The organism is Pseudomonas sp. Pse1 (assembly GCF_024519635.1).
Classification (GTDB): domain Bacteria; phylum Pseudomonadota; class Gammaproteobacteria; order Pseudomonadales; family Pseudomonadaceae; genus Aquipseudomonas.
The window spans coordinates 135,739-151,369 of sequence record NZ_JALJRO010000001.1; the positions used below are offsets into that span (position 1 = coordinate 135,739).

14 protein-coding genes are annotated in these 15,631 nt (G+C 63.7%); 9 read left to right on the forward strand and 5 right to left on the reverse strand.

Annotation, left to right across the window (positions count from 1 at the left end):
* Positions 1 to 77: 77 nt before the first annotated feature.
* On the reverse strand, positions 78 to 2,033 hold the full coding sequence (locus tag NR126_RS00580; protein WP_033866197.1) for an FAD-dependent oxidoreductase: 1,956 nt from the start codon (positions 2,031 to 2,033) through the stop codon (positions 78 to 80).
* Positions 2,034 to 2,368: 335 nt separating this feature from the next.
* On the opposite strand from NR126_RS00580, the gene NR126_RS00585 reads away from it, so the two are divergent.
* From NR126_RS00585 to NR126_RS00625, 9 genes are all read left to right on the forward strand, one after another.
* A complete protein-coding gene (locus tag NR126_RS00585) occupies positions 2,369 to 3,418 on the forward strand; it encodes an ABC transporter substrate-binding protein (RefSeq protein WP_105754246.1) in 1,050 nt (349 codons plus the stop codon).
* 70 nt (positions 3,419 to 3,488) lie between these two features.
* Positions 3,489 to 4,250, forward strand: coding sequence for a class II aldolase/adducin family protein (locus NR126_RS00590; protein WP_256829435.1), 762 nt, complete (start codon positions 3,489 to 3,491; stop codon positions 4,248 to 4,250).
* Between the two features lie 206 nt (positions 4,251 to 4,456).
* The gene (betI, locus tag NR126_RS00595; RefSeq protein ID WP_027618928.1) at positions 4,457 to 5,104 is read left to right on the forward strand and encodes a transcriptional regulator BetI; all 648 of its coding nucleotides are present in this window, start codon (positions 4,457 to 4,459) and stop codon (positions 5,102 to 5,104) included.
* Positions 5,105 to 5,194: 90 nt separating this feature from the next.
* Complete coding sequence (locus NR126_RS00600; protein ID WP_027618927.1) at positions 5,195 to 5,911, forward strand: response regulator; 717 nt, start codon at positions 5,195 to 5,197, stop codon at positions 5,909 to 5,911.
* Positions 5,912 to 5,916: 5 nt separating this feature from the next.
* Entirely contained in the window at positions 5,917 to 6,690 is a 774-nt protein-coding gene (locus NR126_RS00605) for an ABC transporter substrate-binding protein (protein ID WP_027618926.1), read from the forward strand.
* Positions 6,687 to 8,942: an ATP-binding protein gene (locus NR126_RS00610; protein WP_105754244.1), complete on the forward strand. Its 2,256-nt coding sequence runs from the start codon at positions 6,687 to 6,689 to the stop codon at positions 8,940 to 8,942. The genes NR126_RS00605 and NR126_RS00610 overlap by 4 nt, the downstream gene beginning before the upstream one ends.
* Before the next feature lie 151 nt (positions 8,943 to 9,093).
* Positions 9,094 to 10,506: an amino acid permease gene (locus NR126_RS00615; RefSeq protein WP_027618924.1), complete on the forward strand. Its 1,413-nt coding sequence runs from the start codon at positions 9,094 to 9,096 to the stop codon at positions 10,504 to 10,506.
* Positions 10,507 to 10,574: 68 nt separating this feature from the next.
* Complete coding sequence (locus tag NR126_RS00620) at positions 10,575 to 11,795, forward strand: helix-turn-helix domain-containing protein (protein ID WP_256829436.1); 1,221 nt, start codon at positions 10,575 to 10,577, stop codon at positions 11,793 to 11,795.
* Between the two features lie 32 nt (positions 11,796 to 11,827).
* A complete protein-coding gene (locus NR126_RS00625; protein ID WP_256829437.1) occupies positions 11,828 to 12,454 on the forward strand; it encodes a DUF5074 domain-containing protein in 627 nt (208 codons plus the stop codon).
* 14 nt (positions 12,455 to 12,468) lie between these two features.
* Here the strand turns inward: NR126_RS00625 and NR126_RS00630 are convergent, their stop codons facing one another.
* Genes NR126_RS00630 through NR126_RS00645 form a run of 4 tightly spaced genes read right to left on the reverse strand, consistent with a single transcriptional unit; the run spans position 12,469 to position 15,519 of the window.
* On the reverse strand, positions 12,469 to 13,125 hold the full coding sequence (locus NR126_RS00630) for a glycosyltransferase family 2 protein (protein ID WP_105754241.1): 657 nt from the start codon (positions 13,123 to 13,125) through the stop codon (positions 12,469 to 12,471).
* Positions 13,122 to 13,721 carry a class I SAM-dependent methyltransferase gene (locus tag NR126_RS00635; protein ID WP_256829438.1) on the reverse strand — a complete coding sequence of 200 codons (600 nt, stop codon included), beginning with the start codon at positions 13,719 to 13,721 and terminating at the stop codon, positions 13,122 to 13,124. Before NR126_RS00635 ends, NR126_RS00630 begins: the two co-directional genes overlap by 4 nt.
* Complete coding sequence (locus NR126_RS00640) at positions 13,718 to 14,485, reverse strand: PIG-L deacetylase family protein (RefSeq protein ID WP_256829439.1); 768 nt, start codon at positions 14,483 to 14,485, stop codon at positions 13,718 to 13,720. The genes NR126_RS00635 and NR126_RS00640 overlap by 4 nt, the downstream gene beginning before the upstream one ends.
* Entirely contained in the window at positions 14,482 to 15,519 is a 1,038-nt protein-coding gene (locus tag NR126_RS00645) for an acyl-CoA dehydrogenase (RefSeq protein WP_155953811.1), read from the reverse strand. The genes NR126_RS00640 and NR126_RS00645 overlap by 4 nt, the downstream gene beginning before the upstream one ends.
* Positions 15,520 to 15,631 lie beyond the last annotated feature (112 nt).

Below are 15,631 nucleotides of genomic sequence, written 5' to 3' on the forward strand. Positions count from 1 at the left end.
GAGCAAGCTCGCTCCTACAGTTAAAATCGCGGATTTGCGCTCACGCCAAAACCTAAAGCCCCGGAGTATAAACAGCCTCAAAGCTCCCAGGCGACTTTCAGTCCTTCATAAATCGCTTCCTCGGCAGTGCGCGGGGCCAGGCAGTCGCCGATCCGGCGGATCTCCACCAGGTCCTGTACCTCAGCGCCAAGGCTGTCGACTGGCTGATGGCCCTGGCACAGTACCAAGGTGTCAATGTTTTCCAGCAGCATCGGCTCGCCACTGGCGGTGTGTTGCAGGTACACCGTGTTGTCGTCGCAGCCATAGAGACGGGCGTAGGGGGTGATTGGCACCCCGAGCTTGTGCAGCTCACCGGCCAGGTGATCGCGCACGTACAGCGGCAAATTTTCCCCGCAATGGGTGCCGTTGACCGCCAGTTGCACCTGATGCCCGGCGCGAACCAGGCGTTCGGCGATGCCGGGGCCGATCCAGTCGCAACGCCAGTCGACCACCACCACCGAGCGGCCGACCTGTACCTCGTCGCGCAGCACCTGCCAGGCATCCACCACCTGCAATTCACCGCCGCGTTCGAAGGGAGGCCAGTAGGGTTGGGCGCCGGTGGCGACGATCAACACATCGGGTTTCTGCTGTTCCACCAGGGCGCGGTCGACCCGGGTGTTGCGCACCACACGCACCCCGGCCAACTCCATCTCGCGTTGGAGGTTGGTGCTGGCGCCACCGAATTCGGCCCGGCGCGGCAGCAATTGTGCCAGCAGCACCTGGCCGCCGAGTTGCGCGCTGGCTTCGTACAGCGTCACCTCATGCCCACGTTGAGCGGCCACGGCGGCGGCTTTCATCCCTGCCGGACCACCGCCGGCAATCATGACTCGCTTGCGCTGTTGCGCCGGCTGGCGTTGCGCGTAGATCAGCTCGCGGCCGGTCTCCGGGTGCTGGATGCAGGAGATCGGCAGGCCTTTGTGGAAGTGGCCGATGCACGCCTGGTTGCAGGCAATGCAGGCGCGCACATCTTCGGCGCGGCCGGCGTCGGTCTTGTTCGGCATCTGTGGATCGCAGATCAGCGCGCGGGTCATCCCGCACACGTCGGCCTGACCACGGGCGAGGATCAGCTCGGCCTCCTGGGGCTGATTGATGCGGCCGGTGACGAACAGCGGAATCGACAAACCGGCCTTGAAAGTCCCGGCTTCCCGGGCCAGGTACGCCGCTTCGATGGCCATCGGCGGCACAATGTGCACCGCGCCACCCAAGGACGCCGAGGTGCCGGCGACGATGTGCACGTAATCCAGTTCGCCTTGCAGCGCTTGCACGGCGAGCAGCGATTCGTCTTCGGTCAGGCCTTCGGGGTCGCGCTCGTCGGCGGAAATCCGCAGACCGATGATGAACTGTTCGTCGGTGTTGGCACGCACGCAGGCGATCACTTCACGCAAGAAACGCAGACGCTGTTCGAGGTCGCCGTTGTAGCCATCGGTACGGCGGTTAACCCGTGGATTGATGAATTGCGCCGGCAGATAGCCGTGGCTGGCGACCACTTCGACGCCATCGATTCCGGCCTGATGCAGGCGTCGCGCCGCCGCGCCGTAACCGCCAACGATCTCATCGATCATCCCCTGGTCAAGGGCACGAGGCATCACCCGGAAGCGCTCATTGGGCACCGCCGACGGCGAGTAGGCGACCGCCAGCAAGCCGTCGCTGGATTCCATGATTTCCCGGCCCGGGTGAAAAATCTGCGACAGCACCACGGTGCCGTGGGCATGGCAGGTCTCGGCCAGCGCGCGATAGCCGGCAATGCACGCATCGTCAGTGGCCATCAGCACATGGGAGGTGTAGCGCGCACTGTCATGCACCCCGGCCACCTGCAACACAATCAACCCCACACCGCCCTCGGCGCGCGCCCGGTGATAGGCAATCAACTGCTCGTTGACCAGGTTGTCGGTGGGCATCGAGGTGTCATGACCGCTGGACATGATCCGGTTTTTCAGGCGCTTGCCACGGATCTGCAGCGGTTCGAACAGGTGGGCGAAGGCGGTGGACGACATGGTGCGCATACTCCAGTCAGGCTAATCCCCACTATCCCTTGTGGGAGCGAGCCTGCTCGCGAAGAACTCCCAGACGACGTGTTTAACCAGGCAGCACGCGTAATCGTTAACGTTCATCGCGAGCAGGCTCGCTCCTACAAAAAGCAACAGCGGCAGACGCATCAGGTTGTTGTTATTTGCGCCTATAGAAATTTACTGCCAGTAAAAAATCAACTTGTTTTTTTACTGGTGTCTGAAGTACTTTCAATCCGCCCCCACCCCCGGGGCACCCTCACAACAATAAAAAAGGGTCACGCCGGCATTCATCCGGCGGGCACCTGCACGAGGAACCCATGATGAAATCGAATACGCTCAAGCACGGTTTTTATCCCTTGGTTGTCTCCCTGGCCATGGGCCTGGGCAGTGCCCAGGCAGCACCGGACATGGTGGTGGTCGGTTACGGCGGAGCTGGACAGAAAGCCCAGGACGTGGCGTTTTTCCAACCGTTCAGCGCAGCAGACCAGAGCAAGCTGATCCAGAGCGAATACAACGGCGAGATGGCGCGGATCAAGGTGATGGTCGACACCGGCAACGTCGATTGGGACGTGGTGCAGATCGAAGGTCCTGACCTGATGCGCGGCTGCGAAGAGGGCATGTACGAGCGCCTCGACTGGAGCGCCCTCGGCCATGCCGCGCAACTGATTCCCGAGGCTGCGCAGGAGTGCGGCTCGGCTGCGCTGGTGTGGAGCGTGGCGATCGCCTATGACACCGACAAACTGGCCCAGGCGCCGACTTCCTGGGCGGATTTCTGGGATGTGCAGAAGACCCCCGGCAAGCGCGGGCTGCGCAAGCGTGCGGTGTACAACCTTGAATTCGCGCTACTGGCCGACGGGGTCAAGGTCGAGGACGTGTACAAGGTGCTGAGCACGCCGCAAGGCGTTGACCGCGCCTTCGCCAAACTCACCGAGCTCAAGCCGAATATCCAGTGGTGGGAAGCCGGGGCGCAACCGGCGCAGTGGCTGGCTGCCGGCGATGTGGTGATGACCTCGACCTACAGCGGCCGGATCGCCGCCGCCGCGCAGAGTGGCAGTCACCTCGGCCTGGTCTGGCCGGGCAGCCTGTACGGCATGGACTACTGGGCGATCATCAAGGGCTCGAAACACGTCGATCAGGCCAAGCGCTTCATTGCCTTCGCCAACCAGCCCCAGGCCCAGGTCAACTACGTGCAGCAGATCCCCTACGGCCCGACCAACACCGAAGCCGCCGCACGCCTGGACGACAAACTCGCACGCTGGGTGCCCACGGCGCCGCAGAATCTCAAAGGCGCGTTGTCGATGGACGTGGCGTTCTGGGTCGATCACGGCGAAGAGCTGGAAGAGCGCTTCAACGCCTGGGCCAGCAAGTAAGCCCGCCAGGCTGGACGTGTGTGGCGTCCAGCCTTAGTGTCTGCGTCTACCGTTCAGCCTGGGGAGCACAATGAATAGCAATGCAACTGAGCAACAACTGCGCGAGGAATTGGCCGCCTGCTATCGCCTGATCGCGCACTTTCGCATGACCGACCTGATCTTCACCCACATCTCGGTGCGCCTGCCGGGGCCGGAACATCACTTCCTGATCAACCCCTACGGTTTGATGTTCGACGAAATCAGCGCGTCCAATCTGGTCAAGATCGACCTTCAAGGCCGTGCGGTTGAGCCGACGCCGTACCTGGTCAATCCCGCCGGTTTCGTGATCCACAGCGCGATCCACGGTGCCCGGCATGATGCCCAGTGCGTGCTGCATACTCACACCAAAGCCGGTTGTGCGGTGGCCGCCTTGCAGTGTGGATTGCTGCCGGTGAACCAGATCTCCATGGAGTTCTACGGCCGCGTCGCCTACCACGACTATGAAGGCGTGGCGCTGGACCTGAGCGAACAGCAGCGACTGGTGCGGGACTTGGGCGACAAGTCGGTGTTGATGCTGCGTAACCATGGCCTGCTGACACTGGGCGAGACGGTCAGCCAGGCGTTTCTGCGCATGTATTACCTTGAAAAGGCCTGCGAGATTCAATTGGCGGCTCAGGCGGCCGGTGAACTGGTACTGCCACCCCATGAGGTGTGCGCCCACACCGAGCGTCAGTTCAACGACCCTGGGCGGCCACTGGAAGAGGGGCAGTTGAGTGATCCGGATGGTATGCAGCTGGCGTGGGCGGCCATGTTGCGGCTGCTGGATCGGGTGGCGCCGGGGTATCGGGATTAACCGTTATTCTGAAGTGCGCTGAAATTGCCGGCGAAGGCGGTGTATCAGACACACCGCGGTGCAGGGTTCGCTGGCAAGCCAGCTCCTTCAGATTTTGGGTGAGGCGCAGTTTTTTTACCGCCCACAAACCGCTCATCCTGCTGTACAGTCGTTCAGCTCGCCAACTCATCGCGAGCCCTACGATTGCAACCAGGAGCGTGTCGCGGATGAATCAGGAAGCCCGTTTTTCTCGCATGGAGCCGGAGCTGCGCAAGGCCAAGCTGATCGAAGCGACGCTGGTGTGCCTGCAGCAACACGGCTTCCAGGGCGCGTCGATCCGCAAGATCTGCGCCGAGGCCGGGGTGTCGGTGGGGCTGATCAGCCATCACTACTCCGGCAAGGACGAACTGGTCGCCGAAGCCTATCGCTCGATCACCGCACGGGTCATGAATTTGCTGCGCGACGCCATGGCCGAGGCGGCGCCGAATGCTCGCGAACGGCTGTCGGCGTTTTTCCGTGGCTCGTTTTCCGCCGAATTGCTCGATCCGCAACTGATCGATGCCTGGCTGGCCTTCTGGGGCGCGGTAAAAACCGCCGAGGCGATCAACCAGGCCCACGAACACTCCTATGGCGAATACCGCAGCATCCTGCGCAAGGTCCTGACCGAGTTGGCCGAGGAAGAGGGCTGGGAGCAGTTCGACGCCGACCTCGCGGCGATTGGCCTGAGTGCCTTGCTCGATGGCTTGTGGCTGGAGTCCGGGCTCAATCCGGGAACCTTCAGCCCGGAGCAGGGCATCCAGATCTGCGAGGCGTGGGTTGACGGTCTGCAGGCCGGAGGCAGGAAACGTTACTGCCTGCCGATCGTTAGCTGTTGATCACTTGTTCAGCAATAGATAGGATCTAGCGCAGCACGCTTCACCCTCTAATAAGAAACAGGCCTACGGCCACACGCAGGACACCAGGCGATGACTCCTCGGGTACTGATCGTCGATGACGATCCGCTGATTCGCGAACTGCTGCACGCCTACCTCTCCCAGGAAGGCTACGACGTCCACTGCGCCGCCACGGCGGAACTGGCGGAGACTTTCCTGGCGAACCAGGCGGTCGACCTGGTGATGCTCGACATCCGTCTGCCCGGCAAGGACGGCCTGACCCTGACCCGCGAACTGCGGGTGCGTTCGGAAGTCGGGATCATTCTGATCACCGGGCGCAACGACGAGATCGACCGCATTGTCGGCCTCGAATGCGGTGCCGACGACTACGTGATCAAACCCCTCAACCCTCGGGAACTGGTATCTCGGGCGAAAAACCTGATTCGCCGGGTGCGTCACGCGCAAACCCCGCAAGCGCCCGTCGCCACCATCAAGCCGGTCAAGCAGTTCGCCGCCTGGGCCCTGGACACCGACCGCCGCCGCCTGATCGACCCCGACGGCGGCGAGACGCTGTTGACCCACGGCGAGTATCAACTGCTCAGCGTGTTCCTGCGCAACAGCGGCCACACCCTGAGCCGCGACCAGTTGATGGACCAGATCCGCAACCGCGAATGGGTGCCCAACGATCGCTCGATCGACGTGCTGGTTGGCCGCCTGCGGCGCAAGCTGCATGACGACCCGGCCGAACCGCAACTGATCATCACCATCCACGGCGCCGGCTACCTGTTTACCGCCAGCGTGGCGGCCTGATTCCCATGCGTTGCCTGTTTGGCCTGTGGCTGGCGCTGCTGGCCGGCAATGCCGTGGCGCAACAGACCGTACGCTATTGCGATTACCCGGTGTACCCGCCAATTTCCTGGAGCGACGGCAAACAGGTGCGCGGTCTTGCACCCAGTGTGGTCAAGCAGCTGTTTGCCGAGCTGGGGTATCAGGTCGAAATTGTCGTGCTCGGCAATTGGAAGCGTTGCCTGCTGGACGCCGCCGAAGGCCGGGTCGACGTGGTGCTGGCCTACAGTACCGCGCAACGCGAACAAACCCTGCTGTTTTCCAGGGTGCCGGTGCTGCGCGAAGAAGTTGCACTGTTCATCAATCGCCAGCACCCGGTGCAGTTCGAACGCCTGGAGGATTTGACGCGTTATCGCGGCGGCCTGTTGTTCGGCGAAAGCTACGGCGTGGCGTTCGATCGCATGGTGGCGGCTCACGACAACATCGAGTGGGTCTCGGACAGCCGGCAAAATTTCGGCAAGTTGATTCGCGGACGCATCGACTTCATCACCCAGGAACGACGTACGGGCGAGCTCTACGTTGAGCACCTGGCCGGGGCGCAGGACATCGTCGCCTTGCCCAAGGCCTTGAACGTGGACTACCTGCGGGTCGCGGTGTCGCGCCGCTCGCCGCTGGCCAGCCAGATGCCAAGGATCGATGCGCAACTGCAGCGTATGGTCGATGCCGGTGATATCGAGCGTTGGCTCAATGAAAGCGAGGTCACCTACCGCGACATGGTCAGCCTGCCGGCGGACGCCCGATGATCCGCGCCAAACCCGGTGGCCTGCTGCGTCGGCTGCTGCTGTTTATCCTGCTGTTCAGTCTGTGTTTCACCGTGCTCGCCAGCAGTGTGCAGTTGTATATCGAGTACCGCCGGGAGATGCGCGACATTGATGCGCGCATGGAACTGATCCGCGCCGGCTACCTGGCCAGCCTCGAGCGCAGTCTGTGGGACCTCAACCAGGAGCAGTTGAATGTGCAACTGCGGGGCCTGGTGGATTTCTCCGATGTGGCTCGGGTCCGCCTGAACAGCCCTGACTTCGATCTGCTGCAGGGCAATCCGGCGCCGGTCGGTCCGCTGCGTATCGAACGCTTCGCGCTTAATTACCAGCCTCCCAGCGGTGGGATTCGTCACCTCGGTGAGCTGGAAGTCAGCACGGATCTGGGGGCCGTGCATCAACGCCTGTACGCCACCGGCCTGACCAGCCTGCTGTGGATGAGTGTGTTTCTGTGCGGCCTGGCGGTAGCGTTGTCGGGGTTGTTCTATCGCCTGGTCACCCGCCACCTGCAAGTGATGGCCGAGTTTGCCCGGCGCATCGCGGCCGGCGAATGGCAGGAGCCCTTGCGCCTGGACAAGAGTCGCAGCGGCGTCGCCGACGAAATCGATACCGTGGCCCATGCCCTGGATGACATGCGCCGGGCGATTCTCAGCGACATCGATCGCCGCGAAACCGATCGCCTGGCCCTGCAGGACAAACGTGACGAACTGCTGCGCATGGTCGAGCGGCGGACCGCCAGCCTGATGCACGCGAAGGAGGAGGCCGAGGCGGCCAACCTGGCGAAGTCGCGGTTCCTGGCAACCATGAGCCATGAACTGCGCACGCCGCTCAATGGCATTCTCGGCATGGCACAACTGCTGCGCGGGGCCAGTCTGGACGAGCGCGACGGCAAGCGCCTGGATGCGCTGTACAAGGCTGGCGAAGGCTTGTTGGCAATTCTCAACGAAGTGCTGTACTTCGCCCGGCTGGAGGAGGGCGAAAGCCATCCCGAGCCGGTGAATTTCTCGATTCGCCAGTTGCTCGATGAAGTGCTGACCCTGCTCGAACCCCGGGCCCTAAGCAACCACACCCGGCTGGATTGGCAGGTCGATCCAGCGGTTGGCCAACGCCATCAGGGCGCCGAGCAATTCCTGCGACAAGTGCTGAGTAATCTGCTGGCCAATGCGATCAAGTTCACCGAAGGCGGGCAGGTCAGTGTGCGGGTGCAGGGGTTGGCGCCTGTTCCGTTGCAAGGCGGGCAGCGTTTGCGGATCAGCATCACGGACAACGGCATAGGTATTGCCGAAGACATGCAGGCGAAGATTTTCGAGCGCTTTACCCAGGCCAGTGAGGAGGTGGCGCAACGGTTTGGCGGCACCGGGCTGGGCCTGGCGATCTGCAAACATCTGGTGGAGAAAATGGGCGGAGTGATTGGCGTCGACAGCCAGCCGGGGCGTGGCAGTTGCTTCTGGTTCGAACTCGAGTTGCAGCCGGCTGCTGCTGTCGCCGACGTCCATCCGGTATTTACGCCGGGCCCGTCATTAAAGATTCTGGTGGTCGAGGACGTCGCGCTCAATCGCGAGGTGGTCAGTGGTTTGCTGCAACGCGACGGGCATCAGGTGTGGTTGGCCGAAGAGGCTGTCCAGGCCTTGGCCGAGTGTGCCGCCCAGGTCTTCGATGTGATGCTGCTGGACGTGCATTTGCCGGGGCTCAGTGGCGTCGAGCTGTGTCAACGGATCCGCGATGGCGGCGGTCCGAACGCGACCACGCGGATTTTCGCCCTGACCGCCAGTGTGCAACCGGCGGCGGTGCGTGGCTATCTGGAAGCCGGGATGGACGGCGTGCTCGCCAAGCCCTTGCGGCTGGACGATCTGCGTCGGGCACTGGCCGGCGAGTCTCGCGCAGCGATTGTCGAAGCGACTGACTCGGCCGTTGACTGGCCGCTGTTGAATAACCATCGGCTGTTGCTCGGCGAGCAGAAGGTCCAGGGCCTGTTGCGGGTGTTGCACACTTCGATCATTGCCCATCGCGCGGCGCTCGGTGAAGCGATTGCTGCCGATGATTGCACCGAGGTCGCGCACTTGGCCCATCGTTTGGCGGGTAGCAGTGATTCCCTGGGGCTGCGTGGGTTGGCTGGGGTTCTGCGCAAGCTGGAGGAAGCGGCACTGGCCAATGCCGAGGCTCGGGTTCGAGGGTTGGCGGTTGGGGTGGATGAGCAGATGGAGCGGGCGTTGGGGGTGTTGGAGGGGTTGATGTAAACGCCCCCTACATCTTTGTTACGACTTCGCACAACTTCGATCTTCAGGGTCAACAGCACCTTACATGACCTTCCAATAATCGAGGCAACCGCCCTGGCGCGGTCTTCGAAGCTTATTGGAGATAATAATAATGAATGGCCGCAAAGCCGACATGAGCGAAGCAAACGAACGCAACGGCATCCACCTGACCCGCGCCCTGAAAAGCCGGCACATTTTCATGTTGTCCCTGGGCGGTGTGATTGGCACCGGGTTGTTCATGGGCTCGGGGGTGACGATCAATCAGGGCGGGCCGGTGGGGGCGATTCTGGCGTACCTGGTGGCGGGATTCCTGATGTACCTGGTGATGGTCTGCCTCGGCGAACTGTCGGTGCAGATGCCGGTCTCCGGCTCGTTCCAGACCCACGCCACCCAATTCATCGGCCCGGCCACCGGCTTCATGATCGGCTGGGTCTACTGGATGAGCTGGGCCACCACCGTCGGCCTGGAATTCACCGCCGCCGGCATGCTGATGACGCGCTGGTTCCCCGAGGTGCCGATCTGGTATTGGTCGGCGCTGTTCGTGGTGGTGTTGTTCGGCCTCAATGCTCTGGCGACCCGCGCCTTTGGTGAAGCCGAGTACTGGTTTTCGGGGATCAAGGTGGCGGCGATTCTCGGTTTTATCGTGGTCGGTGTACTGGTGATTTTCGGCGCAATCCCGCTGACCAGCGGCGAACCGGCGCCGATGATGAACAACCTGATCGGCGACTCGCTGTTCCCCAACGGCCTGTCGGCAGTGTTCGCGGTGATGATGACTGTGGTCTACGCCTTCCAGGGTTGCGAGATCATGGGCGTGGCAGCAGGTGAAACCGACCAGCCGGAAAAAAGCATCCCCCGTGCGGTGCGCAACGTGGTGTTCCGCGTGCTGATTTTCTACGTGCTGGCGATCGTCGTGCTCTCGGCCATCGTCCCGTGGCAGCAGGCGGGCCTGATGGAAAGCCCGTTCGTCCAGGTGTTCGACATGGTTGGCATTCCCTACGCCGCAGACCTGATGAACTTCGTCATCCTCACCGCGATTCTATCGGTGGGCAACTCCGGCCTCTATGCCTCGACGCGGATCCTCTGGGCCATGTCGAAAACCGGCATGGCGCCGAAAAGCCTGTCGCCGCTGAGCAAACGTGGCGTTCCCTTGCGCGCCCTGAGCATTACCCTGTGCTTTGCCCTGGTGTCGCTAATGACCAGCTTCATCGCCGCCGACACCCTGTTCATGGTGCTGATGGCGGTCAGCGGCATGTCCGGCACCGTGACCTGGATCGTCATTGCCCTGGCCCAGTACCGGTTCCGCAAGGCCTATCTGCGCGATGGCGGCCAGCTCAGCGACTTGAAATACCGTGCGCCCTGGTTCCCGGTGCTACCGCTGACCTGCATCGCCCTGTGCTGCTCGCTGTTCGTGTTCCTCGCGCTGGATGAAACCCAGCGGCCGTCGTTGTACTGGGGCTTTGGCTTCATTGCCCTGTGCTACGGCGCGTACTTCCTGATCCACCGCAAACGCCAGGGCGTGTTGGCGCCGAGCCTGCCGGCGGCGTGACGGCAGACGCCAGCTAGACTGCACGGCACCCCCTCAATCCAAGGAGTGCCCGCCGTGCCGGGTTCGACATGGACGCACTGATCACGGCCGCCGCCCGCGCACTGGCGGCCGGCGATCCGCTGGGTGCGCTGGACCGCGTGGCCTTGCGCGATGATCCACCGGCGCTGGCCCTGCGTGGCATCGCCATGGCGCAACTGGGTGATTTTGCCCGTGCCCGTACACTGTTGCGCAGTGCCGCCCGGGCCTTCAGTCCGCGGCAGACCCTGGCTCGGGCCCGTTGTGTGGTGGCCGAGGCGGAGATCGCCTTTGCCGCCCGGGATCTCGGTCAACCCGACAAACCTCTGGAAGCAGCCCGCGCCGTGCTCGAACAGCAGGGCGACTGGGCCAATGCCGCCCATGCTCGTTTCGTGGCGATTCGTCGACTGTCGTTGCTCGGTGCCCTCGACCAGGCCGAGGCACAACTCAACGAAATCGATCCCACCCGTTTACCTGCTTCGCTGCAGGCGATTCATGGCTTGGCCCGCGCCGGCCTGGCGATCCGCAAGCTGGACATCGCCACCGCCCACAGCGCGCTTACCCATGCCAGCGATGCCGCGCACCAGGCCCATATCCCGGCCCTCAGCGCCGAAGTGCAGGACGCCTGGCAGGTGCTCGACACCCCGGCGGCGCGCATCACCGGTCCTGGCGACGAACGCCTGTTGCTGCTGGAGCAGATACAGGCGCTACTGGATTCGCCGATGCTGGTGATCGATGACCGCCGGCAGTTGCTGCAGGATGCTCATAAACAAGTCTCCCTGGCCGGGCGCCCGGTGTTGATGGCGTTGCTGCGCAGCCTTGGCGAAGCCTGGCCGGCCGCAGTGGACCGGGCGACCTTGATTGCCCGTGCATTCAATCTCAAGCTCAGCGATGAGTCCCATCGCGCCCGCCTGCGCGTAGAAATCGGCCGCCTGCGGGTGCTGCTTAAACCCCTTGCCGAGGTCAGCGCTACTGCCGATGGCTATGCCTTGATCGCTCGCGGTCAACCCGGGGTGGCGGTACTGGCGTGGCCACAGGACACTCACTACGGTGACGTCCTGGCCTTGCTGATGGATGGCCAGGCCTGGTCCAGCTCAGCTCTGGCGCTGGCCCTGGGCATCAGCCAGCGCAGCGTGCAGCGCGCACTCGAGAGCCTGGCCAGCGCCGGCAAAGTACAGGCGTTCGGCCGGGGTCGAGCAGCGCGCTGGCTGATTCCGCCGCTGCCCGGATTCGCGACGGCATTGTTACTCACGCCGACGCTGCCCAGTGATTAGGCTGCAGACTCAGCCCAGATGAGGATGTCCAGATGAAACAGTCAGCCGCAACCATCGTGCAGGAATACGGCCCCTTCGAGGGTGTGCAGAGTGTCCACGGCGTGACCTGGGACGGTGAGCGTGTGTGGTTCGCCAACAATCAGGGACTCACTGCATTCGACCCACAGGACGGCAAGACCCAGCGCAACTTCGCCATGCCCGCCGATGCCGGCACCGCCTTCGATGGCCGTTACCTGTACCAGATCGCCGAGAGTTCGATTCAAAAAATCGACCCACAGACCGGAGACATACTCAGCACTGTCCCGGCGCCAGGCGACAGCGATTCAGGGCTGACCTGGGCCGAGGGCTCGCTGTGGGTCGGTCAGTACCAGGGCCGCAAGATTCACCAACTCGACCCGCAGACCGGGAAGATCCTTCGCACCCTGGAATCGAACCGCTTTGTCACCGGGGTGACCTGGGTCGACGGTGAGTTCTGGCACGGCACTTGGGAAGGTGAGGAAAGCGAGATCCGCCGGATCGATCCGCAAACCGCAGAAGTCCTCGAAACCTTGCGCATGCCCGCCGGCATTGGCGTGTCGGGGCTGGAGTCGGATGGCGGCGAGCGGTTTTTCTGTGGCGGTGGCAACAGTGGCCGGGTGAGGGTAGTACGCCGCCGTTGACGCGGCTCAACCCTTCAAGCTTCGCCCTCCCGCGCCAGCGCCTTCAGGTAATCGCCGAAACCACCCTGGGCCCGGCAATCCAGACGGCTGCTGGTGCGCACACCGTTGAGCGCGGTCCAGACGATGCTCGCGCCGCTACGCTGCAGATCTTCGATCAAGTAGCGGTCCTCGTGCACCGCCAGCGGTTGGAAGCCACCCACGCGCCGATAGGCTTCGGCGCAGACCCCCAGGTTGGCGCCGTGGATGTGCCGGTGGCCCTCATGGGACTGGTACAGGCTCTGGTAGCGCTGGCGTACTTCGGGTGAATGCAGCGGATCCCACTCCTCGATACTCACCGTGCCGCACACCGCATCGGCGTTGAACGCCAGTTGCTGGCGTAACCAATTGCCTGGCACTCGACTGTCGGCGTCGGTGCAGGCCAGCCAGCGCGCTCCCTGATCCAGCAGATGGGCGGCACCGGCGCGCCGCGCATAGCCGACATTGCCGGCCTCAATCTCCAGGGTCTGCACCCCGCAGGCTTGGGCAATTTCCCGGGAACGGTCGGTGCAGGCGTCGAGCACTACGAGGATTCGCACCTCTTCGCCGGCCTCATCGGCCGCACACCGCAGTGCCTCCAGGCAGTCCTTGAGCAGCGCTTGTTCATTATGGGCAGGAACGACGACACCGATCATAAGCACGGCTCCTCAAGGTCCAGGCCGCCAGGTTCGCGGCACCAGAGTTCGAGCAGGAAATCCGCTTCCCGGTGCTGCATCACACGCACCAGGTCCAGCCGCGCCTGCAACTGCTCGTGCACCTGTTGCCCGGTTTGCGGACACTCGGCCATTGGCCGCAAGAAGTGGCAGGCCAGCAGTGAACCCTGGGGGCTGAGGCTGGCTTGCGCCTGGTCGATTACCTGAGCCCAGTCGCTGCTGTCGAGGTAGTAGCCAAACTCGCTGAGGACGATCAGTTCGAACTCACCCTCGGGCCAGTCGGCGGGCAAATGCCCCTGCCGCACTTCGACCTGCGGCTGGCACTGCAAGCGCTGGCAGGTCAGTTGCGTGGCGGTGGCACTGGCGTCCATGCACAGCAAGTGCTCGCAACGGGGGGCGAGCAGGGCACTCAGGTCGCCATTGGCGCAGGCCGGTTCGAACGCCCGCGTATAACGTTGCCGGGGCAGCGCCGCGAGAGTCAGGGCGCGCTTGCGCTGCTCGTACCAGCGATTGCCCAAGGCCCAGGGGTCGGGGGCGGCGGTGAACAGCTGCTCGAAGTAGGTCGCGTCCAGGCTCACAGGAATACCAGTTCGAAAGGTTGCAGCAGGCGCTCCAGGGTCGCCGTAGAAAGAATCGCCGGACGCCCGGTACTCGGGTCGGCCAGCACTTGGCTGCGGTGGGCGGCGAGGGCAGCGCGCTTGCGTTCGAGGGTATGGGCCGGCACTGCCAGCTTGCGTGCCCTTAGCCAGGGCAGACGCGGATCCTCGGGATGTGCCCAGTGCCAGGCCCAGACGGGAACCTCCAGCAACTGCGCCTGGCATCGCCTGGAGGCACTGGCGCAGGCGCGGCCCACGGCTTCGTGATCGCAGTGGCCGTCATGGCGCCAGGTGGTGAGCACGCGGTCGCCGCTGCGCAGGACTGCACAGAGTTGTTGAAGCAGGGTTTCGTGACTGTCGGCGACGGCACTGTCGGCCAGCTCCAGGCGCCGCCATTCAACCGTGCGCGGATCGAAGCCAAGGCGCGACAGGGCCTCGGCACTTTCCCGAGGACGCTCTCTGCGCAGCCGTTCCACCGGCCACAGGGTCGAGCCCGGATGACTGCCGGTGCCGTCAGTCACGGAAATCAGCAGCAACTCGTTGTCGTCCACCGCCAGATTGGCCAGCAGGCCGCCACACATCAGCACCTCGTCATCCGGGTGCGGCGCCACCACCACCAGCCGGTGGCCGGCGGGCAGTAGCAGATCGCGGGAAATCGTCGGCACTGATTGCAAGGCCCGAGAGGCTTGCCACTGGGCGAGGGTGGTACCGGTGCCGTGAAAAGATTTTTCCGCATCCGCGCTCATAGGCACCAGCCCTGGCGCGCATCGGCAGCCAGTTGCCGCCCCAGTTCCGCCAGGTCACGCTCGGCGTGGCTTTGACGGATGAACACCGGCAAGTCGGCGCTCAAGCGGGCGAACTGCGGATCACGACAAAAAGGTGTGGCGCCCAATGCCCGACCGACATGCCAGAGCACCTGTTCCACCGACGCTTCGACCTGGGCCCGGGTGCGACGCACGATCAACTCGACATCGGCGTCAGGCTGCTGGTCAATCCATGCCGCGCACTGGCGCAGGCTGTCGGCGGCGCCCTGCAGGGCTGCATCGACGGCACCCAGATGGGCCTGGGCGTGGGGATCCTCGCGCGGGCCGCTGCACTGCTTGCGCAGACGCTCGGCCAGCGCCTGGGCCGCGCCATACCAGCAGGCGGCGATCCCCGCGCCGCCCTGCCAGAAACCCGGGCGCTGAACATAAGCGCCGCTGATGCCGACGCAGTCCGCTAACACGTGATCCAGCTCGACATTCGCGCTGGCGGTCAGCGCCATGCCGCGTGCCTGCCAGTCGTCACTGCGCAGTTTGACACCCGGTTGCGCCAGGGTCAGCGCGACCAATTGCGGCCGTTGTTGTTCATCCCAGGCGGTGAGCAAGGCGTGCTCGATTTGCAGTGCGCCAGAGCACCAGGCCTTGGTCCCACTGAGGCGTACCCGACCTTGCTCACGAGCAACAATCTGTACTTTGGCATTCGGCGGTTCAGCGGCCCACACCCCCCAGATACCCGGTTGGTTCAATGCCTGCGCGTGCAATTCAGCAAGTATCGCCTGGGCATCGGTGTGGCCTTCGTACAGCTTGAGCAGCGCCAGGTCGGCACCGGCAACCTGGGCCAGACTGCGCCAGCGTTGCAACGTCTGGCCGTGACCGGGCAGCGGCAGGTCGGTGTGGCCTGCCTCGATGCAAGCTTGCAATAACTCGGGCAGGCGTCGGTCCAGTTCGAGAGGGGCCCCACGCCCGGCGAATTCAGCGAGCAACTGGCTCATGGAGTCCTGCACAGTCGATACGTCCATCATCCTTCTCCCCCAATATCTGCGCGGCGGCTGTGCCTGCATATGCATTGTGAGAGACGGTTTTTTCCGGAGTTCAAATTCTTTGCAGCGGGCTGGCCGCCCCGTCTGTCGG

Excerpts from the sequence above, each read along its gene's own strand:
- NR126_RS00580 (WP_033866197.1), bottom strand. The coding sequence starts at position 2,033 with ATGTCGTCCACCGCCTTCGCCCACCTGTTCGAACCGCTGCAGATCCGT.
- NR126_RS00585 (WP_105754246.1), top strand. The coding sequence starts at position 2,369 with ATGAAATCGAATACGCTCAAGCACGGTTTTTATCCCTTGGTTGTCTCC.
- NR126_RS00590 (WP_256829435.1), top strand. The coding sequence starts at position 3,489 with ATGAATAGCAATGCAACTGAGCAACAACTGCGCGAGGAATTGGCCGCC.
- betI (WP_027618928.1), top strand. The coding sequence starts at position 4,457 with ATGAATCAGGAAGCCCGTTTTTCTCGCATGGAGCCGGAGCTGCGCAAG.
- NR126_RS00600 (WP_027618927.1), top strand. The coding sequence starts at position 5,195 with ATGACTCCTCGGGTACTGATCGTCGATGACGATCCGCTGATTCGCGAA.
- NR126_RS00605 (WP_027618926.1), top strand. The coding sequence starts at position 5,917 with ATGCGTTGCCTGTTTGGCCTGTGGCTGGCGCTGCTGGCCGGCAATGCC.
- NR126_RS00610 (WP_105754244.1), top strand. The coding sequence starts at position 6,687 with ATGATCCGCGCCAAACCCGGTGGCCTGCTGCGTCGGCTGCTGCTGTTT.
- NR126_RS00615 (WP_027618924.1), top strand. The coding sequence starts at position 9,094 with ATGAGCGAAGCAAACGAACGCAACGGCATCCACCTGACCCGCGCCCTG.
- NR126_RS00620 (WP_256829436.1), top strand. The coding sequence starts at position 10,575 with ATGGACGCACTGATCACGGCCGCCGCCCGCGCACTGGCGGCCGGCGAT.
- NR126_RS00625 (WP_256829437.1), top strand. The coding sequence starts at position 11,828 with ATGAAACAGTCAGCCGCAACCATCGTGCAGGAATACGGCCCCTTCGAG.
- NR126_RS00630 (WP_105754241.1), bottom strand. The coding sequence starts at position 13,125 with ATGATCGGTGTCGTCGTTCCTGCCCATAATGAACAAGCGCTGCTCAAG.
- NR126_RS00640 (WP_256829439.1), bottom strand. The coding sequence starts at position 14,485 with ATGAGCGCGGATGCGGAAAAATCTTTTCACGGCACCGGTACCACCCTC.
- NR126_RS00645 (WP_155953811.1), bottom strand. The coding sequence starts at position 15,519 with ATGGACGTATCGACTGTGCAGGACTCCATGAGCCAGTTGCTCGCTGAA.